This window comes from Neisseria sp. CP9 (genome assembly GCF_047758525.1).
Lineage (GTDB): Bacteria > Pseudomonadota > Gammaproteobacteria > Burkholderiales > Neisseriaceae > Neisseria.
In genome coordinates, this window is the sequence record NZ_CP180502.1 from 2,059,357 (window position 1) to 2,085,374 (window position 26,018).

22 protein-coding genes, 1 tRNA gene and 2 pseudogenes are annotated in these 26,018 nt (G+C 53.2%); 17 read left to right on the forward strand and 8 right to left on the reverse strand.

Going from position 1 to position 26,018, the window contains the following annotated elements; translation table 11 throughout:
* Positions 1–252: 252 nt before the first annotated feature.
* Positions 253–328: transfer RNA gene (locus ACMYUL_RS09905), tRNA-Arg, on the forward strand.
* 104 nt (positions 329–432) lie between these two features.
* On the opposite strand, the gene ACMYUL_RS09910 is transcribed toward ACMYUL_RS09905, so the two are convergent.
* The gene (locus ACMYUL_RS09910) at positions 433–1,626 is read right to left on the reverse strand and encodes an aromatic amino acid transaminase (RefSeq protein WP_415770280.1); all 1,194 of its coding nucleotides are present in this window, start codon (positions 1,624–1,626) and stop codon (positions 433–435) included.
* A gap of 145 nt (positions 1,627–1,771) precedes the next feature.
* Between ACMYUL_RS09910 and folP the strand changes: the two genes are divergently transcribed.
* The 6 genes and pseudogenes from folP to ACMYUL_RS09940 all read left to right on the forward strand — a co-directional run bounded on the left by folP (position 1,772) and on the right by ACMYUL_RS09940 (position 7,430).
* The gene (gene folP, locus ACMYUL_RS09915) at positions 1,772–2,629 is read left to right on the forward strand and encodes a dihydropteroate synthase (protein ID WP_415770282.1); all 858 of its coding nucleotides are present in this window, start codon (positions 1,772–1,774) and stop codon (positions 2,627–2,629) included.
* Positions 2,630–2,915: 286 nt separating this feature from the next.
* A complete protein-coding gene (glmM, locus tag ACMYUL_RS09920) occupies positions 2,916–4,253 on the forward strand; it encodes a phosphoglucosamine mutase (protein WP_003743468.1) in 1,338 nt (445 codons plus the stop codon).
* Between the two features lie 304 nt (positions 4,254–4,557).
* A complete protein-coding gene (locus ACMYUL_RS09925) occupies positions 4,558–5,241 on the forward strand; it encodes a DedA family protein (RefSeq protein ID WP_342032058.1) in 684 nt (227 codons plus the stop codon).
* Between the two features lie 125 nt (positions 5,242–5,366).
* A pseudogene (locus tag ACMYUL_RS09930) lies at positions 5,367–5,486 on the forward strand (IS5/IS1182 family transposase); the annotation flags it as partial.
* 154 nt (positions 5,487–5,640) lie between these two features.
* Entirely contained in the window at positions 5,641–6,633 is a 993-nt protein-coding gene (locus tag ACMYUL_RS09935; protein WP_415770285.1) for an asparaginase, read from the forward strand.
* Between the two features lie 5 nt (positions 6,634–6,638).
* Entirely contained in the window at positions 6,639–7,430 is a 792-nt protein-coding gene (locus tag ACMYUL_RS09940; protein WP_003763049.1) for a TatD family hydrolase, read from the forward strand.
* A 188-nt stretch (positions 7,431–7,618) separates the two neighbouring features.
* On the opposite strand, the gene ACMYUL_RS09945 is transcribed toward ACMYUL_RS09940, so the two are convergent.
* Positions 7,619–8,371: a DUF4336 domain-containing protein gene (locus ACMYUL_RS09945; protein ID WP_415770287.1), complete on the reverse strand. Its 753-nt coding sequence runs from the start codon at positions 8,369–8,371 to the stop codon at positions 7,619–7,621.
* A 189-nt stretch (positions 8,372–8,560) separates the two neighbouring features.
* A complete protein-coding gene (queC, locus tag ACMYUL_RS09950; RefSeq protein ID WP_415770289.1) occupies positions 8,561–9,220 on the reverse strand; it encodes a 7-cyano-7-deazaguanine synthase QueC in 660 nt (219 codons plus the stop codon).
* A 117-nt stretch (positions 9,221–9,337) separates the two neighbouring features.
* Between queC and ACMYUL_RS09955 the strand changes: the two genes are divergently transcribed.
* The 3 genes and pseudogenes from ACMYUL_RS09955 (at position 9,338) to ACMYUL_RS09965 (ending at position 11,684) form a co-directional block, all read left to right on the forward strand.
* Positions 9,338–9,937 carry a CDP-alcohol phosphatidyltransferase family protein gene (locus tag ACMYUL_RS09955; protein ID WP_415770291.1) on the forward strand — a complete coding sequence of 200 codons (600 nt, stop codon included), beginning with the start codon at positions 9,338–9,340 and terminating at the stop codon, positions 9,935–9,937.
* A gap of 45 nt (positions 9,938–9,982) precedes the next feature.
* A complete protein-coding gene (locus ACMYUL_RS09960) occupies positions 9,983–10,606 on the forward strand; it encodes a DUF2238 domain-containing protein (protein ID WP_342032062.1) in 624 nt (207 codons plus the stop codon).
* Positions 10,607–10,718: 112 nt separating this feature from the next.
* Positions 10,719–11,684, forward strand: a pseudogene (locus ACMYUL_RS09965) (IS30 family transposase).
* Positions 11,685–11,919: 235 nt separating this feature from the next.
* On the opposite strand, the gene ACMYUL_RS09970 reads toward ACMYUL_RS09965, so the two are convergent.
* Positions 11,920–13,875 (reverse strand): Pycsar system effector family protein, encoded by a 1,956-nt coding sequence (locus tag ACMYUL_RS09970; RefSeq protein WP_415770294.1) that lies wholly within the window; start codon positions 13,873–13,875, stop codon positions 11,920–11,922.
* Between the two features lie 220 nt (positions 13,876–14,095).
* Positions 14,096–14,380: a PepSY domain-containing protein gene (locus ACMYUL_RS09975; protein WP_049230090.1), complete on the reverse strand. Its 285-nt coding sequence runs from the start codon at positions 14,378–14,380 to the stop codon at positions 14,096–14,098.
* 230 nt (positions 14,381–14,610) lie between these two features.
* On the opposite strand from ACMYUL_RS09975, the gene ACMYUL_RS09980 reads away from it, so the two are divergent.
* Positions 14,611–16,353, forward strand: a complete 1,743-nt coding sequence (locus ACMYUL_RS09980) for a bifunctional alpha/beta hydrolase/class I SAM-dependent methyltransferase (protein ID WP_070513359.1) — start codon at positions 14,611–14,613, stop codon at positions 16,351–16,353.
* A 192-nt stretch (positions 16,354–16,545) separates the two neighbouring features.
* On the opposite strand, the gene ACMYUL_RS09985 is transcribed toward ACMYUL_RS09980, so the two are convergent.
* Positions 16,546–16,917, reverse strand: coding sequence for a hypothetical protein (locus tag ACMYUL_RS09985; protein WP_049230092.1), 372 nt, complete (start codon positions 16,915–16,917; stop codon positions 16,546–16,548).
* Positions 16,918–17,115: 198 nt separating this feature from the next.
* Here ACMYUL_RS09985 and ACMYUL_RS09990 point away from each other — a divergent pair, with 198 nt between their 5' ends.
* The 6 genes from ACMYUL_RS09990 (at position 17,116) to ACMYUL_RS10015 (ending at position 22,413) form a co-directional block, all read left to right on the forward strand.
* Positions 17,116–17,703, forward strand: a complete 588-nt coding sequence (locus ACMYUL_RS09990) for a hypothetical protein (RefSeq protein WP_415770297.1) — start codon at positions 17,116–17,118, stop codon at positions 17,701–17,703.
* Positions 17,704–17,706: 3 nt separating this feature from the next.
* Positions 17,707–19,338 (forward strand): phosphatase PAP2/dual specificity phosphatase family protein, encoded by a 1,632-nt coding sequence (locus ACMYUL_RS09995; protein WP_415770299.1) that lies wholly within the window; start codon positions 17,707–17,709, stop codon positions 19,336–19,338.
* A gap of 134 nt (positions 19,339–19,472) precedes the next feature.
* On the forward strand, positions 19,473–20,294 hold the full coding sequence (locus tag ACMYUL_RS10000) for a CPBP family intramembrane glutamic endopeptidase (RefSeq protein WP_415770301.1): 822 nt from the start codon (positions 19,473–19,475) through the stop codon (positions 20,292–20,294).
* Between the two features lie 67 nt (positions 20,295–20,361).
* Positions 20,362–20,736 carry a hypothetical protein gene (locus ACMYUL_RS10005; protein ID WP_415770303.1) on the forward strand — a complete coding sequence of 125 codons (375 nt, stop codon included), beginning with the start codon at positions 20,362–20,364 and terminating at the stop codon, positions 20,734–20,736.
* A gap of 4 nt (positions 20,737–20,740) precedes the next feature.
* Entirely contained in the window at positions 20,741–21,427 is a 687-nt protein-coding gene (locus ACMYUL_RS10010) for a lysophospholipid acyltransferase family protein (protein ID WP_415770305.1), read from the forward strand.
* A complete protein-coding gene (locus ACMYUL_RS10015) occupies positions 21,424–22,413 on the forward strand; it encodes a phosphatidate cytidylyltransferase (RefSeq protein WP_415770307.1) in 990 nt (329 codons plus the stop codon). The genes ACMYUL_RS10010 and ACMYUL_RS10015 overlap by 4 nt, the downstream gene beginning before the upstream one ends.
* An 85-nt stretch (positions 22,414–22,498) precedes the next feature.
* Here ACMYUL_RS10015 and tsaD read toward each other — a convergent pair whose 3' ends face one another.
* Positions 22,499–23,560, reverse strand: a complete 1,062-nt coding sequence (gene tsaD, locus ACMYUL_RS10020; RefSeq protein ID WP_415772950.1) for a tRNA (adenosine(37)-N6)-threonylcarbamoyltransferase complex transferase subunit TsaD — start codon at positions 23,558–23,560, stop codon at positions 22,499–22,501.
* Positions 23,561–23,703: 143 nt separating this feature from the next.
* A complete protein-coding gene (locus ACMYUL_RS10025) occupies positions 23,704–25,800 on the reverse strand; it encodes a TonB-dependent receptor plug domain-containing protein (RefSeq protein WP_415770309.1) in 2,097 nt (698 codons plus the stop codon).
* Between the last annotated feature and the right edge of the window lie 218 nt (positions 25,801–26,018).

Consider the following 26,018-nt stretch of genomic DNA (forward strand, 5'->3'; position numbering starts at 1 on the left):
TGAGTTATAGTTTGGTGTGTTAAACGCAGTTAACAATATTTTGCTGGATTATACTGAATTCACAGGGGCTTTCCAATCGCTCTTGTGGAAAATATACGCAAAGGCGGCAGTTTTTTGTCGCCTGTTAAGGGGTTGGTTAGTTATGTCGTTGATTATTTGCGGGTAATTTTCTACAAATTTGTCTTGTTTGCACCATCCTGCATAATAGGCTTTGCCAACAGGCGGGATTTGCGTTAATCTTACGCCTTCCCTGCACCCATAGCTCAGTTGGAAGAGTGTCAGTTTCCGAAGCTGGAGGTCACAGGTTCGATCCCTGTTGGGTGCGCCAATTATAGAGAGGCCGTCTGAAAGATGAAAATTTTTCGGGCGGCCTTTTGACTTACTTCAAATAAAACTACATCAGGTTTCAGACGACCTTTTGCATTTTGCGCTTTATTTCAGCACTTCGGCAAACGCATCGGCAACATAGGCGATATTCGAAGCATTCAGCCCGGCGACGCACATCCTGCCCGAATCCAGCAGGTAAACGGCAAATTCGTCGCGCAACCTGCGGACTTGTTCCACGCTCAATCCTGTGTAACTGAACATGCCGCGCTGTTTGATGAAATAAGTGAAATCGCGGTCAGGAATTTGGACGGTCAATACGTCGTAAAGTTTCTGCCGCATGGCTCGGATACGGTCGCGCATGACATAAACTTCGTTTTGCCACAAGGCGTAAAGTTCGGGATTGTTCATTACGTCGGCGGCGATATAGGCACCGTGTGCGGGCGGGCTGGAATAGATGCGGCGGACGGTGAATTTGAGTTGTCCGAACACCAATTCCGCTTCTTCTTTATTCGGGCAAACCACGCTCAAACCGCCGACGCGCTCGCCGTAGAGCGATAGGTTTTTCGAGAATGAATTGCTGACGAACAGCGGCAATTCCATTTCCACCGCTTTGCGGATGGCGTAGGCATCGCTGTCCAAATCGCCGCCGAAGCCTTGGTAGGCAATGTCCATAAACGGAATCAGCTTGCGCGTTTTGATGATTTGCAACACTTCGTCCCATTGCTGTTCCGACATATCCACGCCGGTCGGGTTGTGGCAGCAGGGGTGCAGGATTAAGACGCTGTTTTTGGGTAAGGTATTGAAAAACGCGGTCATTTCGTCGAATTTGACGCCGACAGTGGCAGGATCGTAATAAGGATAAGTGCCGACCTCGAAACCTGCGCCTTCAAAAATGCCGCGGTGGTTGTCCCAAGTCGGGTCGCTGACGTAGGCGCGCGCTTCGGGAAACCAGCGGTGCAGGAAGTCCGCTCCGACTTTGAGTGCGCCCGAACCGCCCAAGGTCTGTACGATAACGATGCGTCCTTGCGCAAGCGCGGGGTTGTCTTTGCCGAACAACAAATGCTGCACGGCGCTGCGGTAAGTGTTCAAGCCTTCCATCGGCAGGTAGGGCGACGGCGCGGGCGTAGCGGCGCGGGCGGTTTCGGCGCGGCTCACGGATTCCAATACGGGCATTTTGCCTTCGTCGTCGAAATAAATGCCTATGCTTAAATTGACTTTTTCAGGACGCGGGTCGTTTTTGAAGGTTTCGACCAAACTCAAAATCGGGTCGCCGGGATAGTATTCGACGTGTCGGTACATGATGCTTCCTTTGTCAGGCGGATTAGGACGGTAAACCTGATTTTGGCATTAAACGGCAGGATTTGTAAAACGGGGTCGTCTGAAAGCTGCATGATGTTTTCAGACGACCTATAATTTCGTCTTCATTATTTTACGGAACACCATCATGACTACGCGCATCTGGCAGGCAGGCAGGTTTGAAATCGGTTTGGACAAGCCGAAAATCATGGGTATCGTCAACTTGACGCCCGATTCGTTTTCCGACGGCGGCGTGTATTCGCAAAACACCCAAACAGCCTTGGCACACGCCGAACAGCTTTTAAAAGAAGGCGCGGACATTCTCGACATCGGCGGCGAATCGACGCGGCCGGGTGCGGATTATGTTTCGCCTGAAGAAGAATGGGCGCGGGTTGAGCCTGTTTTGGCGGAAGTGGCGGGGTGGGGCGTTCCCATCAGTTTGGACACGCGCCGTACGGTGATTATGGAAGAAGCGTTGGCGCTCGGCGTTGTCGATATTATTAATGACGTGGCGGCGTTGACTGACGAGGGCGCGGTCGAATTGCTGGCGCGTCAGTCGGACACGGGCATTTGCCTGATGCACATGCAGGGTTTGCCCGAAAACATGCAGATTAATCCGAAATATCAGGATGTTGTCGGTGAGGTGGCGCGGTATTTGAAAGCGCGCTCAGCGGAATGTATCGCAGCAGGTATCGCCCCGCAACGCATCGCGCTCGATCCAGGTTTCGGCTTCGGCAAAACCTTGCAACACAATATCGCGCTGATGCGGCATTTGCCCGAATTGATGGCAGAAACAGGCTTTCCGCTGCTCATCGGCGTGTCGCGCAAACGCATGATAGGCGAGCTGACTGGCCAGGCAAATGCGGCGGAACGCGTACACGGCAGCGTGGCGGCTGCTTTGGCTTCCGTAGCGCGCGGCGCGCAAATCATGCGTGTGCATGATGTGAAGGCGACAGCGGATGCGTTGAAGGTGTGGAACGCCTTAGGGCCTGCTGACGTCCGATAGTTTTCGTTTTGGAAGCAAAAAACCACTTGGAAAATAAAATTTCGGCAGCCCCTGAAGTGGTGATAAAGAGGTCGTCTGAAAACGAGTTGGACGGTTTCAGACGACCTGTTTGTTTAATCCGGTTAACTTGTTCCGTATTTTGATAAAATAAGAAACTATACCGCTCAGGCGCAATCTAATGACGCTAAACATAAATCCCAATAGTTTTGCATAAAACCCCTTATACTGCCCGTTATGACATTTACGGGTAACCCCATTCTAAAAAACATCCTCACGGAGCAAACTCATGGCAAAAAAATATTTCGGCACGGACGGCGTGCGCGGCGAAGTCGGTCAATTTCCGATTACTCCCGATTTCGTATTGAAACTCGGTTATGCGGCGGGGCAGGTATTGGTGCAGCATGACGGCGGGCAGAAGCCGACCGTCCTGATCGGCAAAGACACGCGTATTTCCGGCTATATGCTCGAAGCCGCGCTGGTGGCGGGTTTTACCGCCGCAGGTGTCAACGTCATCCAAACCGGCCCGCTGCCTACGCCGGGTGTGGCTTATCTGACCCGTGCGCTGCGTTTGTCCGCTGGTGTGATGATTTCCGCATCGCACAACGTCTATTCTGACAACGGCATCAAATTCTTTGCCGAAGGCGGCGTGAAACTGAGCGATGAAATCGAGTTGGAAATCGAAGCCAAAATCGACGAGGAAATGAAAACCCAGCCGTCCGCCCGTCTCGGACGCGCGCGCCGTATCAACGGCGCGGACGACCGCTACATCGAATTCTGCAAATCCACCTTCCCCAGCCATTTGGATTTGCGCGGCCTGAAATTGGTGGTCGATACCGCGCATGGCGCAGGCTATGACGTTGCGCCCAAAGTGTTCCACGAACTTGGCGCACAAGTTGTCAGCATCGGCGACGAACCCAACGGCTACAATATCAACGAAAAATGCGGCGCAACCCATCCCAAAGCCTTGCAGGCTGCCGTATTGCAAAACGAAGCCGACTACGGCATCGCGTTGGACGGGGATGGCGACCGCCTGATGATGGTCGACCGCAACGGTAAAGTGTACGACGGCGACAGCCTGATTTACGTCATCGCCAAAGCCCGCGCCCGAGAAGGTATCAACATCGGCGGCGTGGTCGGTACGGTCATGACCAATATGGCGATGGAAATTGCCCTGAAAGAGCAGGGCGTCGATTTCTGCCGCGCCAAAGTCGGCGACCGCTATGTATTGGAACAGCTGAACCAACGCGGCTGGCTCATCGGCGGCGAAGCCAGCGGCCATATTTTGTGTATGGACAAACACAATACCGGCGACGGCATCATCTCCGCGCTGCAAGTTTTGGCGGCACTGCAAATCCTGAACCAAGACCTCGCCACCGTTTGCGCCGATTGGCAGCCGTATCCGCAAACCATGATCAACGTGCGCATCCAAAAAGGTCAGAAATGGCAGGAAGCCTCGAAAGACGTGTTGGCAGAAGTGGAAAAAGAACTCGAAGGCAAAGGCCGAGTCGTGTTGCGCGCATCGGGTACCGAACCGGTCGTGCGCGTCATGGTAGAAGCGCGTCAGGCGGACTGGGCGAAAAAAGGCGCGGAACGCATCGCAGCAGCCATCACCGGTAAGCAGTAATACCGTCGAAAAATCAATAGGTTTTTAGCAAACCTTGGAACTGCCGTCGTTTCCACGCAAGCGGGAACGGTGGTACAGTGGATTAATTTTGAATCAGGGCAAGGTGGGGGAACGCCATGCCGGTTTAAGGTTAATCCACTGTGTTTTTTAGGATTCGAGGTCGTCTGAAAAGCATCAAACAATATTGCTGACGCCTATTTTCATAACCTGCCTTGTTATTTCTTTCAGACGACCCTATCTTTGGTAAAATACAACATTCAGTTCAAATGAATTTCCCCTCCACATTACAACCGACGGATACGCCATGTTTGCCTTTTTAGAAGCCCTTTTTTCCCATTACGGCTATGCGGCCGTGTTTTTCGTTTTGGTCATTTGCGGCTTTGGCGTACCGATTCCCGAAGATTTGACGCTGGTGACAGGCGGCGTGATTTCCGGCTTGGGTTACACCAATTCGCATTGGATGGTTGTCGTCGGTATGCTCGGCGTGTTGGCAGGCGACGGATTTATGTTTGTCGCCGGACGTGTGTGGGGGCAGAAAATCCTCAAGTTCAAACCGATTGCCCGCGTGATGACGCCGAAGCGTTACGCGCAGGTGCAGGAAAAATTCGACAAATACGGCAACTGGGTATTGTTCGTCGCCCGTTTTCTGCCCGGCTTGCGTACCGCCGTTTTCGTGACCGCAGGTATCAGCCGCAAAGTTTCCTATACCCGTTTCATTCTGATGGACGGACTTGCCGCATTGATTTCCGTACCGGTGTGGATTTATTTGGGTGAATACGGCGCGAACAACATCGATTGGCTGATGGCAAAAATGCACAGCCTGCAATCCGGCATCTTCGTTGTTTTGGGCGTAGGCGCAGTCATCCTCGCTTGGTTCTGGTGGAAAAAACGCCAACGCCTGCTGTTTTACCGTACCAAATTGAGCGAAAAGCGGGCGGAGCGCAAAGCCGCCAAGGCAGCCAAAAAAGCCGCGCAAAGCGAACAATAAAATCAAGCACCCTGAAAAGTCTGCCGATATTCAATAGTTTCCGTGTTTTTTATTCCCAAAGCGGTATCTCATGCGTTAGAAATTCTCGCAAGGTCTCTGACCTTGTTGCGGTTTCCGTCCTGAGTCTCACGCTTCGTGAATATAGTGGATTAAATTTAAATCAGGACAAGGCGACGAAGCCTCAGACAGTACAAATAGTACGGCAAGGCGAGGCAACGCCGTACTGGTTTAAATTTAATCCACTATAAAAATCCACTTGGGAAATTAAATATCGACAGCCCTTGGGTGCTTTTTTATTTCAAGGTCGTCTGAAAACCGTCCGCGCCGTCAAATTGCCAGCTAGCCTGAAATATAGTTAAATAAGCCGCATCATTATTTTCAGACGACCCGATGATGTCCATGAAACAAAAAATCTTCGTCCTCTACACAGGCGGCACCATAGGCATGACCCAAAGCAGCGAAGGTCTGCGCCCCGATACCGCGCTGGTCAGCCAAGCCCTTTCCCCTTTTTCAGACGACCTCGACTTCGAGTGGCACGTCTGCAATCCGTTGATTGATTCCTCCTCCGTCACCCTGCAACACTGGCGCGACTGGCTGGACATCATCGCCGCCAAACTGCCTTCCTGCGACGGCATCCTGATACTGCACGGCACGGACAGCATGGCGTACACCGCCAACCTCCTCGCGCTCGCCCTGCAAGGCTTGGACAAACCCATCGTCCTGACCGGCTCCCAATGGCCTTACGCCGCCGAAAACAGCGATGCCCCGCGCAACCTCTCCACCGCCGTCGCCACCTTCAGCCTCAAGCTCAAACAAACCGTTATCGCCTTTGACGGCAAACTTTATCCCGCCGTCGGCAGCAGCAAAGTCAGTACCGAAACCGCCGCAGGCTTCGACAATCCGCATTTCGGCGCCATCGCTGAATGGGACGAAACCCAAAGCTGGCACCATATCCGCATCCCGTCCCAAGATGCGGCAGATGTTTCAGACGACCTCAAAATCCGCTATCCCGACCCGCAGGCAAAAATCGCCGTCCGCACGCTTATCCCCGGCTTTGCCGTCCAAGAACTTGCGGACGAACTCGGACAGCTTCCCGCCCACGCCCTTATCCTGCAAAGCTACGGACACGGCAACACCCCCGCAGACGAAGGCTTCATCCGCGCCGTCCGAGACTTTACGCAGCAAGGAAAACTGCTGCTCAACATCAGTCAAGTCCGACAAGGCAGAACCGCCGCCGTTTACGCGCAAGGCAACGCGTTCCGCAACTCGGGCATCATCAACGGCGGCAAATGTAACCTCGAAACCGCCACCACGCTCATGACCCTTGCCGTATCGCAAGGCTGGGGGGTGGAAGATGTTCACAAAGAATTGGTAAGACTAAAATTAGTGTGAAATCGATGAACCTCACCGACACCCATTGCCACCTCGCCGATCCCGCCCTGCGCGAAAACCTGACGCATATCCTGACCGCCGCGCGGGAGGCAGGGGTAGGGCGGTTTATCGTTCCCGCGACCCGGCTGCAGGATTGGCAGGACGTGGCGGATTTGGTGCAAAGGTCGTCTGAAAACCCGCTTTGGGACAACATCCATATCGCGCTCGGCATCCATCCTTGGTTTTCAGACGACGTTTCCGAACCGGATTTCCAGCATTTGGAACAAGCATTGCAAGCGCGTCCGACGGCATGGGTCGGCGAAATCGGCTTGGATTTTTACGACAAAACCCAAACGCCGCCGCAGCGCGAGCGGCAAATCCAAGTCTTCAGCCGCCAACTTGAAATCGCAAAAAACCTGCGCCGCCGCGTGATTATCCATAATCTCAAAGCCGCCGCCGACATCGCCGCCGCCGTCAAACAGACAGGCTTTGCCCAAGGCGGCATCGTTCATGCCTTCTCCGGCAGCGCGGAAGAAGCGCGCGTGTTGACGAAATTAGGTTTCAAAATCGGCATCGGTTCGCTGTTGCTCAACCCGAACGCACGAAAAATACGCGAAACCCTCAAAACCTTGAATGACACCGATTTCGTCTTGGAAACCGACAGCCCGTTTATGCTGAAAAACGAAATCAACACGCCCGCCAACATCCGCCAAATCGCCGCCATCGCCGCTGAAATTCGCGGCGTTGCCGTTGAAGAGATAGCCGAAGCGACCGAGCGGAATGTGGAAATGTTGCTGGCAGCAGAAAAGGTCGTCTGAAAACGTTCCGTCTTATCGGAATCATGTTTTCAGACGACCTTTGGTCGTATGGGAAGCCATAGTGGTTTTGCGTACCGCTGTGGCTTTTTATAGTGGATTAACTTTAAACCACGACGGCGTTCCCTCGCCTTGCCGTACTGGTTTAAAGTTAATCCACTATATTTTTCAACAAAATAGCCGCAGCTTGGCTAATCCAGCCATCTGAACGCGCGGCGCAGTTCGTCCGTGCCGCCGGTTTCGTAGCAGCGGCCGTGCGCCAGTATGATTTTTTCCGGCTGCCAGTCCAGCATCTGCTTCAGGCAGGCGCGGGCGGCGGTTTTGTCTTTGAAGGTGGCGCGCCAGTCGGCGGGGGCTTTGCCGTCGGGGTCGGCGATACCCGTCAGTTTCATCACGCCCGCCCAAAAGCGGCTGGGAAATTTGGCGGTTTCGAAGTTTTCAATCAAATCGGCCAGTATCAGGGTTCGGCTCGCGCGGTGGAAAAACACGGTTTCCTCCATTGCTGCGCTGCCCGCAAACGGCATTTGCGCCAAATCTTCCGCCCATTGTGGCGGCGCGGCGGCACCGAGGTCTGCATCGAAACAAACGGCAATATGCTGCGATGCCGCCCGTTCGCGCACGCCGGAACTTGCCCACGCAAGCGCCTGCGGGTAATGCCGTTTCCACGCGGCGATGTGGGCGTAGTGGATTTTGTTGGGCGAAACCAGATGGCGGACTTCGCCGAGCGCATCAATTTGCCGCAGCAGTTCGGGCACGGGTTCAACCGGCGAATGACACCACAGCCCGCCGTCGTTCAGGCGCACGACGGTCATGCGGGTGCTGAACGGTACTTTGACGCCCAGCGGAAAATTCATGTGTATGACTTTTCCGTCGGCAATCCAGATGCCGTCTGAAAAAGGTTTCAGGGTATGGAGCGGGTGGTAGAGATGGATTTTGTCGGTCATGATGCACCCTCGCTGTTATAGTGGATTAACTTTAAATCAGGACAAGGCGACGAAGCCGCAGACAGTACAGATAGTACGGCAAGGCGAGGCAACGCCGTACTGGTTTAAAGTTAATCCACTATATTTTTGGCTGATTATTCGACTGCCCTCTTACCGCAGACGTTCCCACTCCGGACGGAACACTTTTTTTCAGACGGCCTTTTTACTTTCCAAATATTCCGTCAGCCCGCGCTCGCGCAACACGCAGCTTGGGCATTCGTGGCAGCCGCCAACGATGCCGTTGTAGCAGGTGTGGGTCTGCTCGCGGATGTAGTCCAGCGCGCCCATTTCGTCCGCCAGCGCCCAAGTTTGCGCTTTGGTCAGGTACATCAGCGGGGTGTGGATTTGGAAGGCGTAGTCCATCGCCAGATTGAGGGTGACGTTCATGGATTTGAGGAACACGTCGCGGCAGTCGGGATAGCCGGAGAAGTCGGTTTCGCACACGCCCGCGATGATATGCCTGATGCCTTGTCCTTTGGCGTAGATGGCGGCGTAGAGCAGGAACAGGGCGTTGCGTCCGTCCACGAAGGTATTGGGCAGGCCGTCTGAAGCGGTTTCGATGGCGGCGGTGTCGTCCATCAGGGCGTTGTGCGTAATCTGCTGCATCAGGCTCAAGTCGAGTACGGTTTGTTTGACGCCCAAATCCTGCGCGATCCAGCGGGCGCGTTCCAGCTCGACGGCGTGGCGTTGCCCGTATTGGAAAGTGATGGCTTGGACGTTTTCGCGCCCGTAGGTTTGAATCGCCTGAATCAGGCAGGTGGTGGAATCCTGACCGCCGGAGAAGATGACCAAGGCTTGTTGGTTTTGCATGGTGAATCCTAGTTTTGGTAACGCGGGAGGTTTGCGAACCGCGTGGTGGGAAAGTTGACGGATTATAACGGATTTCGTCTATAATCGCGGCACTTCGTTTTTTCATACGGCATAATCATGAGCATCTACGCCCTTAAACCCAAATTCCAAAACCTGCTGCGCCCGCTGGTGCGCCGGCTTTATCAGAAGGGGGTAACCGCCAATCAGGTTACGCTGGCGGCTTGCGCGGTGTCGGTCGCGGTCGGGCTGCTGCTGTCGCTCGGCGCGCAGGTTCCTGCCTTGTTTTGGCTGTTGCCCGTGTGGCTGTTTGTCCGCATGGCGTTGAACGCGGTGGACGGTATGCTGGCGCGCGAGTTCGGTCAGCAGTCGGCATTGGGCGGTTATCTGAACGAAATCACCGATGTTGCCGCCGATGCCGCGCTGTATCTGCCTTTCGCCTTTATCGCCCCGTTTGACGGCGCACAAATCGGCCTGTTTGTCTGGCTTGCGGCAATGACCGAATTTTGCGGCGTGTTGGGTCAGGTACACGGCAACGGTCGGCGTTATGACGGGCCGTTCGGCAAGAGCGACCGCGCGTTCTTCATCGGCGTACTGGCGGTGTGGTATGCGGTGGCAGGCAGCTTCCATACGGTTTTCTACGTCCTCATGTGGCTGGCTTGCGCGGCATTGGTTTACACCTGCTATAAACGCGTCGTCAACGGCTTAAAGGTCGTCTGAAACGTATTTCCCCATCTTTTACTCACTTTATAAAACGAAAATATCATGCAAAAAACTTCGCACACCATCCCTTTACTGCTCGCGGTTTTCATTGCCGCACTCATTGTTTGGTCGGGCATTAACCCCTCCGACCGCGCCGTTTGGTACGCCGAAATTATTCCTGTTTCGATCGTATTTATCGCGCTCGTTGCCACCTACCGCCTCTTCCGTTTCAGCAATCTGGCTTATGTATTCATGAGCTTCTGGCTGATTATGCACACCATCGGCTCGCACTACACCTTCGCCGATGTGCCCTTCGATTGGGCAAACCGCCTGCTTGCGCCGTTTTTAGGCGAAGGGCGCAACCATTTCGACCGCGTCGGACACTACATCATCGGCTTCTACGCCTATCCGATGGCGGAATGGTTGTTGCGCCGAAAACTCTGCCGTCCCGCGCTTGCCCTGTTTTTCTCTTTGTTCTTCATCATGAGCGTGGCGGCGGCTTACGAAATCATCGAATGGCAGTATGCGGTGATTGACGGCGGCGAGGCGGGGCTGGAAGTACTCGGTTCGCAAGGCGATATTTGGGATGCACAAAAAGACATGCTCGCCGATACGCTGGGCGCGGTGACTTCGCTGGTGGTGTTTATGTTTACACGACCGGACAAGCGGTTGAACTCAAGCCGATAGCCCTTGGGCAATAGCAAAAAGGTCGGCGGATTCGCATTTGAAGTGCAACTTTCCATAACAGAAAAAGGCCAGTATGCGGTAGCATACGGCCTTTCCTGCAAGAAAGATTGCCATGAGCTACACACAACTGACCCAAGACGAACGATACCATATCCAATACCTGTCCCGCCACTGCACCGTCGCCGAAATCGCCAAACAGCTTAACCGACACAAAAGCACCGTCAGCCGAGAAATCAGACGGCACCATACCCAAGGGCAGCAATACAGTGCCGAAAAAGCGCAACGGCAAAACCGGCTTACCAAACAGCACCCGCGAAAACCCTATAAGCTCGATTCGCAGCTGATTCAACACATCGACACCCTTATCCGCCGCAAACTCAGTCCCGAACAAGTATGCGCCTACCTGCGCAAACACCACTGAATCACGCTCCACCACAGCACCATTTACCGCTACCTTCGCCAAGACAAAAGCAACGGCGGCACTTTGTGGCAACATCTCAGAATATGCAGCAAACCCTACCGCAAACGCTACGGCAGCACATGGACCAGAGGCAAAGTACCCAACCGTGTCGGCATAGAAAACCAACCCGCCATCGTCGACCAAAAAGCCCGCATCGGCGATTGGGAGGCCGACACCATCGTCGGCAAAGATCAGAAAAGCGCATTACTGACCTTGGTCGAACGCGTTACCCGCTACACCATCATCTGCAAATTGGATAGCCTCAAAGCCGAAGACACTGCCCTAGCGGCCATTAGAGTATTAAAGGCACATAAAGCCAGAGTGCACACCATCACCATGGACAACGGCAAAGAGTTCTACCAACACACCAAAATAGCTAAATCATTGAAAGCGAAGACTTATTTTTGCCGACCCTACCATTCTTGGGAAAAAGGGCTGAATGAGAACACCAACGGACTCATCCGGCAATATTTCCCCAAACAAACCGATTTCCGCAACATCAGCGATCGGGAGATACGCAGGGTTCAAGATGAGTTGAACCACCGGCCAAGAAAAACACTTGGCTACGAAACGCCAAGTGTTTTATTCTTGAAGCTGTTCAAACCACTGATACACTAGTGTTGCACTTGAAATCCGAATCCAAGGTCGTCTGAAACCATGAGATTCGGTTTCAGACGACCTTTCTTTTGCAGCTGCTTCCCAGTCCGCGGCTTTCGATTTGTCCTTTCGCGGAAGGATACCAATCAAAACGAGGCAATACCGTATCGGTTTGGATGGGGCAGTCATTCGTCGGCAAAAAGGTCGTCCGAAACCTTAACCCTCAGTTTCAGACGACCTTTAATCAGCTTTAAAATTACTGTTTACCGAACTGACTGTAATCCACCACCATATACTTGGCAGTAATTTTCTGCGAGGCGTTGCCTTCGTCGCCCATCAGAATCATCTGCGGCTTGCCGTTGACCGTAATCGAATCGACGGCTTCGACGTTGGTGATGTGTTGCAGGTTGGGCAGCGAGATTTTTTGCGGCTCTTCAGTCGGGTTGCCGCTCCAAGTCCACAGTTGCGAGAATTTCTGACCGTTTTCGTCCTTCACTTCGTTGGCGATAACGTAGTTTTTCAACACGGGGTCGTAGTTGATAGAACGGATACCGCCGCCGTCGATGTCGAGGATGGCGACTTCGTCAAACTCAGGCTTGGCGTTGCGCTCGAACACGTCTTTCGGGTTGCTGATGAATGCCACCAACGCCATATTGTTGAACTCAGGATCGCGGAAGCCCAAGACGAGGCGTTTCTTCACAGGGTCGAACGCCATACCTTCGATATTGATTTCTTCAAAGGCAACTTCGGCTTTGGTGCGTTCGCGGATAAGGTCGTGCAGTTTCTTATCAGTTTCCAAGACCTGCGTCAGATTGTCGTAGCTGGTCAGCCCCAATACATTGCCGTCTTGGATTTTAAAGCGCATCAAGTGTTCGCGGTCGGGCGAGCGGTTGCCTTTGCGGGTGCGCGAGTGCGAAGTGAGCGCGTAGATAAAGCCTTCATCGTCACGTGCCAATGCTTCCAAGTCGCTTAGACGGCGTTTGAAGCCGGTTATCACGCGTGTATCCAAGGCTTCGTCTTCGATAAATCTGCCGGACGGGTCGATGCTGACGATGCTGAACGCGTGGTTCGGTTCGTCTTCGGCAATCAGCAGTTTACCGTCTGGAAGCTGTTGTACGGCAGAAGGTTCGTACACGCCGTTGAACATATTAATACCCAAAGAGCGCAGCTCTGCCGCATTGTTGGCAGGTTGGGTCAGCAGCGAAGGCAGCGTCTTCACGCCGATAAACGCCGCCAGCGAAGCCAAAAGCCCCCAACGGAATACGGCATAAGACAAGTTGATGTATTTGAACTGTTTGTCCGCCAGCAGGCCCAGCCAGTAAAGATGATCGCTCATCTTTTGATAGACTTGTTTGCGGTCGCCCATAATCTCTTGCATCATTTCCCAATATTGCTCTTTTTGCACCTTCACACGGTCTTCGTAAATCAGGATATTGGGCTGGCTGCCGCTGAAAAAGCGCGTTTGGGTGCTGCTGAGGCGGGTTTTCAAATCACGCAGTTTGGCGCGCCCGCGGAAGAAATCCTTAACCCAAGTACGCGCCGCCTGCATTTTGCCGATACGTTCGGGCGAAGCGGACAGCAGCGCGAACACGATGGACGCGGCGGCAGTAATCATAAACGTACTCGCCGGAATCAGAAATTCAGGCGACGATGAGAAAATAAATGCGCCCGAAATCATCAGCGCAGACACGATAAAACCGTTGAGTGAAATCATAATGTTCGCCTTGGTCGCCGCCAGCGCGAGCAGCTCCATCTCCGAACGCACGGCGTTGCGGAACATGGTTTCCACGCCTTTGTTTGTACCCAAAAGATCGGAAGGCGGCACATCGGCGGCTTGTTTTTTCTTCTTCGCCTTGTCCTTTTTGTCTTTCTTTTTCTTTTTGGGCTTTTCAGACGACGTCTCAATGTCTTCAAAGATGATGTTATCCGTCACGGCCTCTTCGGCATTGCTGTTTTGTTGATGGTCTGCCGTTTCAGACTCCGAAGCTTCTTCAACTTTTAAAGTTTCTTCAGCTTTCACGGCTTCTTCAATGTTTACAGCTTCTTCAGTTTTTAAGGTTTCTTTAGCTTTATCAAACGCTTCTTCTGAATCTTCCCAAACTTCGGAAACAGGCTGCGGCGCATCGGGGTCGGGGCGTTCGAAAGGTTTCTCCCAGTTAGAAACCATATTTTGCGGCTCTTGCCCTTTTTTATTTTTATCGTGGAAATCCATGTTTATCCTCCGTTTGAGTAAATCAATTTAAATGGAAAGGGAAAAGCGTTTTTTAGTTCCTCTGATTCGGAGAATTTACACAACGTCATACATTATCGATAAAAACATTACACTTCTTGGGATAATCATGTTTGTAATGATAAAGTCGGCAATCCAAGTTTCCCTTCAACAAAAACTGCCGCCAAACGGGCAGTTTGCGGCAGTTGTAACGCATCGTTTATCAGTAGTCGATACGCTCTTTGATGATTCTCAAGTCGGGGTAAGACAATTTGATGTCGTATTCGCGTCCGCCTTTGTAGGCTTCTACGTCCAATACAGGTCTGCCGCGATAGTCGTCGGCGTCGATGTCGTGAACGCGATAGCCGCGTTGCTCAAGCATTCTGATGGCTTTAGTACGGTTTTGTTCAAAATTTCTGTCGCTGTAAATTTGGTGTTCGATGTAATCGTTGGCACCTGCGACAGCAGCGGATAAGGCGACGATGGCGGTCAATAATAATTTTTTCATGTTCGACTTCCTTTCGAAATGTGTCATTGGGGTTTTGATGGGTGTATTTAAACACGGCAAAATTAGCAGTCATTTAGCACTTCGTTAAACGTAGTAAAGGTCGTCTGAAACATTTCAGACGACCTTTTGTTGTTTCTTTCCGTCATCTCATTTGTCCGTTTATCAGATAACGATTGCATAAATTTAATATGTCATGATACCGTTCGAAAATATGACTATCAGGAGTTTTTATGCCCGAACAGCAAAAATATTTTTCCACACAAGACGGCACGTCACTTTTCTACCGCTATCGCCCCGCCGCCGACGGCTCTTCCGATAAAGCCATCGTACTATTCCACCGCGGCCACGAGCATTCCGGCCGGATGATGTTTGTTGCCGACGAACTTGGTTTCGACGATTTTGCCTATTTCGCATGGGACGCGCGCGGTCATGGCCACAGCCCCGGCGAACGCGGCGACAGCCCCAGTATCGGTACCTCCGTTGCCGATGTGGACGACTTCATCCGCCACATCCAAAACGAATACGGTATCAAGCCCGAAAACATCTGCGTGATCGCGCAAAGCGTCGGCGCGGTATTGGTGTCCACTTGGCTGCACGACTACGCGCCGAAAATCCGCTGCGCCGTATTGGCATCACCCGCATTCAAAGTCAAACTCTACGTCCCTTTTGCCCGCACCGGTCTGAAAATCATGCAGAAATGGCGCGGCAATTTCTTTGTCAACAGCTACGTCAAAGCCCATTACCTGACGCACAACCAAGAACGCCAAACCAGCTACGACAACGATTCGCTGATTACCCGCGCCATTTCCGTGCGCATCCTGCTCGGTTTGTATGAAGCCGCCGAACGCGTTGTCGCCGACGCGCAGGCGATTACCACGCCCTTGCAGCTTTTGATTTCCGGCAGCGACTGGGTTGTTCACCACAAACCGCAACACGATTTCTACAACCGCTTGGGCAGCCGCATCAAAGAACGCCATATTCTGCCCGGCTTCTATCACGACACATTAGGCGAGCAAAACCGAGAAATCGCCTTTGTCGAAATGCGCCGCTTTATCCGCGAACGTTTCAATCAGCCTTTATATCAAGTCGATTTGACCCAAGCCCACTTACACGGCGAAAGCCGCCGCGAAGCCGACGAACTGGCCACGCCTTTGCCTATTTGTTCGCCGCGCGGCGCATTTTGGGCGGTTTACCGTGCCTCCCTCGACCTCGGCGCACGTTGGAGCGAAGGTTTGAAAATCGGCAAGGAAACCGGCTACGACTCAGGCAGCACGCTGGATTATGTGTACCGCAACCAGCCACAGGGCAGTAACGCCTTTGGTGTGGCGGTGGACAAACACTATCTCAACGCCATCGGCTGGCGCGGCATCCGCCAACGCAAAACCAATATCGGCAAAGCGATTCAGACGGCCTCTGCCAAGCTGCGCGAAGCGGGCAAACCGGTACACGTTCTCGATATTGCCTCGGGGCACGGCCGCTATGTACTTGATGCGTTGACTGCTGACACGCTGCCCGATTCCGTGCGCCTGCGCGATTACAGCCCGATTAACGTCGAAGCCGGACGTAAGCTGATTGCCGAACGCGGTCTGCAAGACACGGTTACCTTCGACGAAGTCAATGCCTACGACCGCGCCAATTATCAGGATTTGCAGCCCCGTCCTACGCTGGGCATCGTTTCCGGCCTGCATGAATTGTTTGCCGATAACGATTTGATTTTGAACTCGCTCTACGGCTTCGGCGATGCGATTGAAACAGGCGGCTACCTGATTTACACCGGACAGCCGTGGCATCCGCAGCTCGAGATGATTGCGCGCGCGCTGACCAGCCACAAAGCGGGCAGCCCCAACTGGGTAATGCGCCGCCGCAGCCAGCAAGAAATGGATCAACTTGTAGAAAAAGCCGGTTTTGAAAAAATCCATCAGTGGATAGACGAAGACGGCATCTTTACCGTAAGTCTGGCTGTGAAGAAATAAAAAGAGGAGTTTACAAAAGACCGCCGTTTCGCGCGTAGGGAAAAATTTTCAGTTTGCTATGTGTGCGAAATGGCGGTTGCAGATGTGCAACAATCCTTCATTTTGTTTGCCAATAGACAAAACGAAAGGTCGTCTGAAACCTTGTTTCGGTTTTCAGACGACCTCAAAAAAGCTTAAATCGTTCGTTTAAAATTAACGGTCGATGTTAACAGGTTCGCAGTTTTTCACGATGAAGCGGTTTTGTGCATCGCTGACGCCCACGACTTCGGAAGTGGTGTGGGTGTTGCGGTCGATGTAACCGGCAGACATAGAGAAGCCGCGTTTGTTGGTGAAGGTAGTGCCAGTGCTGTCAGAACGACGTTTGTCGGTGCGCAGGCTGATTTGTTTGCCGGCTGCATTTGCAGAAGCGCCTACTGCATTGCCGCGACGGTCAAATTCATAAACGACATTCAGTTTTTTACCGTTGTCACATTTGTAAGTAACGTAGCCTGCAGGAGCGGCAGCGGCAGTCATGGAAACACCGGCGGTCAGAACAGCTACGATAGCGGCAGATAAGAATTTCATCTGGTATTACTCCATAAAGTAAAAAAGAGTGATGTGTGGCGTGGACGATCCGGCGCCATCCTTGCTTTGCTTTGAAAGCTGAACATATTTTATCCGTTCCGAAAAAACATGCAACATGTCGATATGCAAAGCTATACAAAGAAATTTTCGGGAAAAGTTATTACGCTTGTACAAATTTTAATAAGGTGAAGTTTTATAATGAAAAAGTCACTTATATTACTAATTATTTCCGCATTTTCATCCGTCTGTTATGCCGATGCGGCTGACTGGACTCCGTTGCTGGAATCTATGAAGAAAGGCTGCTCTGTTGATTCTGAAGCCTTGCCTTATGGGAAGTCCGATATCGGCAAACTGCCTGCCCAATACCGCGCCTCCGTCGCCCGCAGCCATAGCAGGCAGACGGCGTCAGATGGTGAAGTATTAACCATCGAATTGAAGAATTCTGTTGCTTTTGGACAGCCGTTGTCAGCCTTAGTTATTGAAACTAATGAAGGATACGGCTATGTCAAAATGAAGTTTGCCCGAAATGCCGATGTGTCTAAGCTTATTCCCTTATTTACAACACCAACCGATAAACGGCACGGTATGTTGGCAGCCGGTAGGGCGCAGAATTTTTGTGTCAAAGGCGCAAACGGGACGTTGAAACAATACCAGTCTTCACAACATCACTGGCGCACTGTTTCGTCTGATGGTCCGTGGCAGGAATTCCGCTACCATCCAAAAGAACGCGCTTTATCCTGCCTGAGTTCCGACCATTATGGCGATGAAGTGGAATGCACTAGATAAAACATGAAACCTACGCTGAAAACTTCTCTACTCAAACTCGCTTTGGTCGGCATGCTTTTTTATGCCAGCTACACTTTGTCCAACTATTACGCGGCATCGTTAGCTTATGTGCCGGAAGTCGCTTTTGCGTGGGAGCGCAACATTCCGTTTTGGGAATGGACGATTTTGCCTTATTGGTCGCTGAACCTCATGTATGCGGCAGCATTTTTCCTTTGTCGAGATACGCGGGAACAAAACCGCTATGTCGCACGGTTGGTATCGGCGCAAATTGTCGCCACTACTTGCTTTATGTTGTTCCCGTTGTATTTCGGCTGGCCGAAGCCGCCTACCGATGGGCTGTGGGGCGTGATGTTTGATTCATTGGTCGCATTTGATTTGCCGTACAACCAATCTCCGTCACTGCATATCGCGCTGTCTATCATTGTCGGTGCGTTTTATTGGACGCGGTTTCCCAAAATCCGTTTGCCGATTTTGTTGTGGCAAAGCCTGATTGCCTTGTCGGTGCTGACGACTTACCAACACCATTTTATCGATGTACCGACCGGCGCGCTGCTGGGCTGGCTGGTGTTGTGGGTAATGCCGCAACATGGCGTATCGCCTTTCAGACGGCCTTTTGGTACTCAAGGCCGTCTGAAAACGAGCGAAGCGAGTTTCTGCGAAGCTAAAACGAACGCAGCAGGTTTTCGCGAAGCCAAAACCTCCCCCGCAACACGTTCCCGCGAAATCAAAATCGCCATGCTGTATCTGGCGGGCGCGGTATTGTCGGCACTGCCATCCTTTTTCGGCGACGCGTGGTTGTGGATGTTGTGGGTCAGCGTGTCGCTGTCAGTGGTCGCTTTCGCCTATCTGACCGGCAATGCGGCGGTGTTCCAAAAACAGGCAGACGGCAGGCTGTCGGCGGCGGCAACGGTTTTACTGCTGCCTTATCTGGTGGGCGTGCGGCTGAACATGGCGTATTGGCTGTGCAGAAAGGCGAAGACGGCGCAGGTGCGCGATGGTGTGTGGATTGGCAGTATCTCAGGGGTTGCGGAGATTCAGCATTGTGGCGGAGTTTTTGGGAAAAAAACGGCATCTGCTGCGTTAAAAATGCTCGCAAGGTGTTCAACCTTGCTGCGCTTTTTGCCTTGCATCTACCATTTTTTGCCACAAAAATCCGCTTCACAAGCTAAATCTCCGCAACCCCTGGCAATTTCAGACGACCTCCCTGCCGTATTGGACGTATGCGCCGAATATCCCCGCCCCCGTTATCGCGGCTCGTACCGCGTTCTGCCGCTATTGGACATGGTTGCGCCGTCTGAAAACGATTTGGTGCAGGCGGCTTTGCTGCTGGAAACATTGCGGCGGCAACACGGTAAGGTCCTGACCTGTTGCGCGCTGGGCTACGGACGCAGCGCGGCGGTGGTGCTTACTTGGCTGCTGGTTTACGGCGGCTGCTGGGATTTGGCGCAGGCAACGGCGGAACTGAAACAGGCTCGCCCGCAGATGGTGCTGCCGCCGGAAACGGCAAAGGCGGTAGAAGCGGCGGCAGGTCGTCTGAAAACGAGCGAAGCGAGTTTCTGCGAAGCTAAAATGAACGCAGTGAGTTTCGCCAAAACGAGCGAAGCGAGTTTTTGCGACGCTAATCGAGATAGCTAAGATAAGTAGATGAAAAGCCCAAGCTGAGCAAATCATTTTCTATTGAGCTTGTGCAAGGCAATGCAGTCCTAGTTTAAAGTAAATTCACGATACGACGACTCATCTGTGCCGAACCAAAGTAAGGAGGGAAACTTATGACTAAAAGCTACCGCCCCGTTACGTTTTACACTTTATCCCTGCTGATTCCGTGGACATTATGGTTTGCTGCCGCCTACATCAGCCACCGCCCTGATGCTGTTGAGTACCAGTGGGCACAGGCTGCGTTAGGGTTAGCCGGGCTATTCGCCCCCATGCTCGTGGCGGCGTTTCTGTTGTACAAACAGCCCAAATTGTGGACGGACGCGAAACACCGCCTGTTCCGCCTGACAGGTTTTCCCAAGCGATACCTGTTCGCTGCCGCACTGCTCAGCCCGGTTACCTTGGTGCTGGCGCAACTCATCTCCATCGCTTTCGGACACAGCTGGGCGCAGTTTCACATTTCGGGACATCCGTCATTTACGTCCGCCTTGCTGTCGCCATGGTTCATGCTCCTTATTGCGCCTGTTGCCGAAGAATTGGCGTGGCACAGCTATGGCACCGACGCGCTCACGGCACGCAGAAGCCTGTTTGTTGCATCCTTGCTATTTACCGTGTATTGGGCGTTTTGGCACATGCCGCTTGCCTTCGTCAAAGGCTATTACCACAGCCAAATCGTTTCCGAAGGCGCACTCTACACGGTTAATTTCGTGGTCAGCATGTTTGTCTTCGTCCTATTGATGAACTGGTTGTACGCCAAAAGCGGACGCAGCATCGCGGTGGCGACGATATTCCACCTGTGCGCCAATCTGGGTAACGAGATTTTCGCCACACACCCCGACAGCAAGGTTATTCAGACGGCCATTTTGTCGGCAGTAACCATTTATATTTTGATTGCAGAAAAGAATTTGTTTTTAGATAAACCTGTTCCATCCCGATAACAAATTCAGACGACCCTTGGACAGGATATGCCCCGAATGACGGTTTCCATACTAAAAAGGAATGTGAATGGACAATTCCACTGACAGCCTGATTACCGCCCGCCTGCTTGCCACCGCCCGCTATACCGCCGTGCTCAACGTCTTGCTATTCGCTTTGTCCGCGCAACGCGGCGGCACGTGGTCGGCGGTGCAGCTTGTCTTGGCGGCGGCGCTGTTGTACTACCACATCCGCATCGAATTCGACCGCCGCGTGTTCCAAGATTTTGCCGACGGCCGCTATACGCCTGAAGCCTTTGACCAAACCCTGCGGCAAACCGGCTTGCGCCGCGTTTCAGACGACCCCTCCCTGCCGCAACGTGTGACAGGCGCGATTGCCTTGTGGCGCAAAAGCCTTTACCTGACCGCTGCACAATCGGCAGTTTTCCTTATCCAAATCCTCTGATGTCATGAAAAATTTTCTTAAAAAACAACTTGCATGGCTGACAGACCAAGCATTGTGCCTGTCGGTATCCTTCCTCACCGGCGTCCGCCCCAAAAGCCCGCGCGAGCTGGCGTTCAATCCGCAGCAGAAAGTGTATTACGCCAATCACGGCAGCCACGGCGATTTTTTGCTGGTGTGGATTTCTCTGCCGCGCCGCTGGCGGCTTTCGACGCGTCCCGTTGCGGGTTCGGATTACTGGCTGACCAACAAACTCAAACGCTTCATCATCCAAAACGTCTTCAACGCGCTCTTGATTCCGCGCCACAGCGACAATCCGCAGTCGATTACCGAACAGATGAACCACGTGCTCCAAGCGGGCGATTCGCTGATTATTTTCCCCGAAGGCACACGCAATACGGATGAAAACGAAATCCTGCTCCCTTTCAAACCAGGCATTTACCATCTGGCAAAAAGCAAGCCCGACACCGAGTTTGTGCCGATATGGATAGACAACATCAACCGCGTCCTGCCCAAAGGTAAAGTGTTGCCCGTGCCGTTGTTGTGCGAAGTCCACATCGGCGAACCGCTGATCCTGCGCGAAGATGAAGACAAAGACACCTTCCTGACACGCACCCGCGAAGCCTTGCTGGCATTGAGGTCGTCTGAAAACGAGTGCAACGAGTCTCAACAAAACAAAGGAGCTGCATCGTGAGCTTTGTTAACACGTCCGGCCAAATCATTACCGAACAAACCGCCGCCCATCTGACTCCGCAGGCAGGCTATATCTTTACCGGCGTATTTGCCATATTGATTTTCGCCAGCGTCATCGGGCAATGGCTGAAACGCAAAAACGGCGCAGACAATGCCACCATCTCCAATCTCAACGCCCGCATCTACGCTTGGTGGCTGATGACGCTGGTGCTGCTGGTCGCATTTTGGTTCGGCAAAACGGGGACGGTGGTGCTGTTTTTTCTGATTTCGTTTGCCGCCCTGCGCGAATTCATGACCCTCGTTTATCGCCGCCGCAGCGATTATTACAGCATGGTAGTGTGTTTCTACCTGCTGCTGCCGGTGCAATATTATTTCGTCTATGACGGCTGGTACGGCATGTTCAGCATTTTCATCCCCGTATACGGGTTTCTGGTGTTGCCGATTATCGCCAGCTTGAGCGGGCAAACTGCCCATTTCCTCGAGCGCGCCGCCAAAACGCAGTGGATGTCGATGATCTGTATCTTCTGCCTTTCACACGTTCCCGCCCTGATGTTCCTGAACTTGGACGATTTTGACAGCAGCGGCAATATCCTGCTGCTGATGTTCCTGATTTTCGTGGTGCAGGCTTCGGATGTGTTGCAATACGTTTGGGGCAAACTGGTCGGCGGTGCCAAAATCATGCCGTCGCTTTCTCCGTCTAAAACCGTATCCGGCACGGTTGGCGGTATTTTGTCCGCTACCGTACTCGCCGCGCTGCTGTCGCCGATAACGCCGTTTAGCTACGGACAAGCCGCCGCCATCGGTTTCGTCATCTGCCTGATGGGTTTCTTCGGCGGGCTGGTGATGTCTGCCATCAAACGCGACTACGGCGTCAAAGACTGGGGCAACATGATACGCGGCCACGGCGGTATGCTCGACCGCGTGGATTCCATCTGCTTCGCCGCACCCGTGTTTTTCCACATTGTCCGGTATTATTGGAACGGTTGAATCTGCTGTTGATCGTTCTGCTTAAAGCCATGCAAAAAGGTCGTCTGAAAACCGTTTTCAGACGACCTTTTGTCTTTGTTGCACACTATTTCACAATATCCGACAGCGGCCAGCGCGGTTTGACGTTGAACGCGCCTACGGGCTGCCGCTCCTGCAACCTCATCGCGCCGGCGAAGGCAATCATCGCGCCGTTGTCGGTGCAGTATTCCATGGGCGGGAAGCAGACTTTGATTTTTTCTTCCTTAGGTTTGGGTTTGCCTTTTTCAGACGGCTTTTTGACGCTCAGGCGGGAAAATTCGTCGCGCAACTTCCAGTTTGCACCGACGCCGCCCGCGACGACCAAAGTTCTGAAACCGGTATCCAACAAGGCTTTTTTGGCTTTGGCGGCGAGGACGTCAATCACCGCGTCCTGAAACGCGCGGCAGATGTCGTTGCGCGTTTGCTCGGGGATTTCGCCGCTGTTTTCGGCACGGACTTTTTCGACGGCGGTCAGCACGGCGGTTTTCAAACCGGAGAAGCTCATCTGCAAATCGTGCGAATGGAGCATGGGGCGCGGGAACGCAAAGGCATCGGGTTTGCCCAGCTTTGCGAGTTCGGACAGCTTCGCGCCGCCGGGGTAGGGCAGCCCTAAGAGTTTGGCGGTTTTGTCGAACGCCTCGCCCGCCGCGTCATCGACGCTTTCGCCCAGCAGCGTGTAGTCACCAATGCCGCGTACCGCCATAAACTGCGTATGTCCGCCCGAAACCAGCAGGGCGACGAACGGAAATTCGGGTTTGTCGTCCGCCAAAAGCGGGGAGAGCAAATGACCTTCGAGATGGTGGACGGGAATGACGGGTTTGTTCAAGGCAAACGCCAAGGCGTTGGCATAGCCCGAACCCGCCAGAAGCGCGCCGCCCAAACCCGGCCCTTGGGTGTAGGCGACGGCATCGATGTCGTCATAGGAAACGCCCGCTTCCTGCAAACAGCCCTGCGTCAGCGGCACGACGCGGCGGATGTGGTCGCGGCTGGCAAGTTCGGGGACAACGCCGCCGTATTCGGCGTGCATCGCCATTTGGGTGTGAAGATGGTGCGCCAACAGGCCGCGTTCGGTGTCGTAAAGCGCAACGCCCGTTTCATCACAGGATGATTCGATTCCGAGTACCAACATGGTTTGAGGTCGTCTGAAAATAAGGATGCGGTATTTTAACGGATTTCGGGCAGTGTTCGCAGTCCATTGCTTGTTCTCCATAACGAAAAGGTCGTCTGAAACCCAAAAATCAGGTTTCAGACGACCTTTTGTCAACGTTTCTATCAGAAGCGGTAATTCACGCCCAAGGCGAACTCGCGGCCGCGTTCGTAGAAGGGAGTGCGTCCGTTGCCGTCGGGGAAGCGTTGGCTGTGCGAACGGTATTGCTTGTTGCCGATGTTGTTGACGGCGAAGTTGACGTTCAGGTTGTCTTTTTTCAGCGGCTGCCAGTTGGCGTAGATGTCGTGTACACCGTAGCCTGATTTCTTGCCGTGTATCGTGCCTTGTCCGCGGGCGACGTCGGTGTATTTCACGCTTTGGGCGTAGCGGCCGCGCCAGCCGATTTCGAGTTTGGGGTTTTCAAACTGATAAGACAGGCCGGTCAGCCATTGGCGGCCGGTGTTCCAGAAGGTGAACGAGCTTTCGTGGTCTTCTGCTTGAATCGGGCTTTCGCCGTAGTACATTTCGCCGTTCAGACGGGGTTTGACGTAGGACACGCCGGCGCGTGCGGTCAGACCGCCCCAGCGGTAGGACGCGTCAAGTTCGTAGCCGTAGGTTTTGAGCGTGCCGCCGTTGTAAATCTTGCCGCGTTCGGTGATGGAGGCGGTGTTGTTGTTGATTTTTGCCCAACGATAGACGATGAGGTCTTTAATGCGTTGGTGGAACACGCTGCCGCTGACGTTGAAATTATCGTTGCGCCATTTGAAGCCCAATTCGGCGCGGCGGGCGGTTTCGGCTTTGAGGTTGCTGTCCAAATCGGCGGCAGCGCCTGCGCGTTCGTTAGCCAACAGGGCTTCGTTCAGGCGGGGCGCGCGGCTTGCCTGATTGAGGTTTGCCAAGAGGGAGAAGTTGTCGTTGATGTCCCAAATCGCGCCGATGCTGGGGTTGAGCTGTCCGTGCGACGCGCTTTGTTTGCTGGCGGCGTTGTATTTGAAGTGGTCGTAACGCAGTCCGGTGGTCAGGGTAACGGGGTTCAAGTTCCAAATACCTTCCGCGTACACGCCGTATTCGGCCTTTTTCTCTTTGTCGCGGTCATACAGTCCGAGAATCTTCAGCCATGCGCCTTTGTCGGACGGCTCGGAGGTTTCGTGGCGGTAGTTGACGCCGTATTTCACCATGTGTCCGTCGCCGAAGGAGCTGGCGAGGTTCAGGTTGGCGCCGGTCGCTTTGATTTTGCTTAACTCAAGTTTGCCGATAGGAACGCCGCCTTGCGCCGTGCCGGAAGCTTGGGCTTTCGGGGAAGGTGCGCCTTTAGGCGGCTTGGTGTCGTCGGTGTTGATTTGGAAGACGTTGGCGTCGATTTTGTCGAGGAAGCCGACGTTGCGGCCGCGGTATTCCAGATTGTAGGATTGCTCTTTTTGATAAGTGCCGTCCACGCCGATGTAGCTGTCAACGTTTTGGAACTCGGCTTTGTCGGTGCGGTTGCCTTTTTGGTATTCCTGACGGTAGGTCAGGCGGATGCCGTGGTCGTCGTTGAAGTCGTAGCCGAGTTTGGCGAGGTAGCTGTGCTGTTTCAGACGACTGCCGCGGTTGACATTGCCGTTGCCGTCTTTGTAGTCGCGGTTGTTGAGGAAGTTGCCTGCAAACAGGGCATCGAAGCCGTTTTGATAGCCGTAAACCGCCGCGTTGCCGGTTGAGCCTTTATTGCTGCTCAAGCCCGCGCCGAGTTTGAAACCGAAAGGTTTGCCGTCCGTCAGCAGGTCTTTCGCGTCAACCGTCGTTACGCGGATGGTACCGCCAACCGCGCCCAAGCCCGCGCTCGCCGCGCCTGTGCCTTTTTCGACGTTGATGCTTTTCACCAAAGCAGGGTCAAGCTGGAAGCGGCTTTGGTGGTGGAAGATTTTGGTGGATTGGCTGGTACCGTCCACTTCCAAATTAATCTTGTCTTCGCCAACGCCGCGGATGCTGTAAAACTGCGCCACGCCGTTGCCGCCGCCGACATCCATGCCGATTTGGTCTTTCATCACTTGTTTCAAATCGGTCGAAGTTTCGCGGTCAAGCTGGTTGCGGGTGACGCGGGTCGGTACGGCAGTACCGGTAACGACGACTTCTTTCAATTCGGCTGTCGCTTCGGGCTTGATATTTTCAGCGTGGGCAAAGCCTGAAGACAGTGCCAGCACCATGATGCTGAAACGGAAAGCGGGGGACTGGGGGGATTTCATATTCTTCCTCTCGATGGGTTTTGACGGGTTACGTTAATTTGAGAGTGCGTATTCTAATATTAATTGATAATGATTTGCAAAATATAATTTATAAAAAGAATATTAATCATAATTTTGACGGATGGTATGGATTGAAGCTCTATGACCGAACCGGATGGAAATCGGATTTTTGAAGGGGGGCGATATTTTTGATGTTTGGTGCGGCGTGCGTGTTTGAT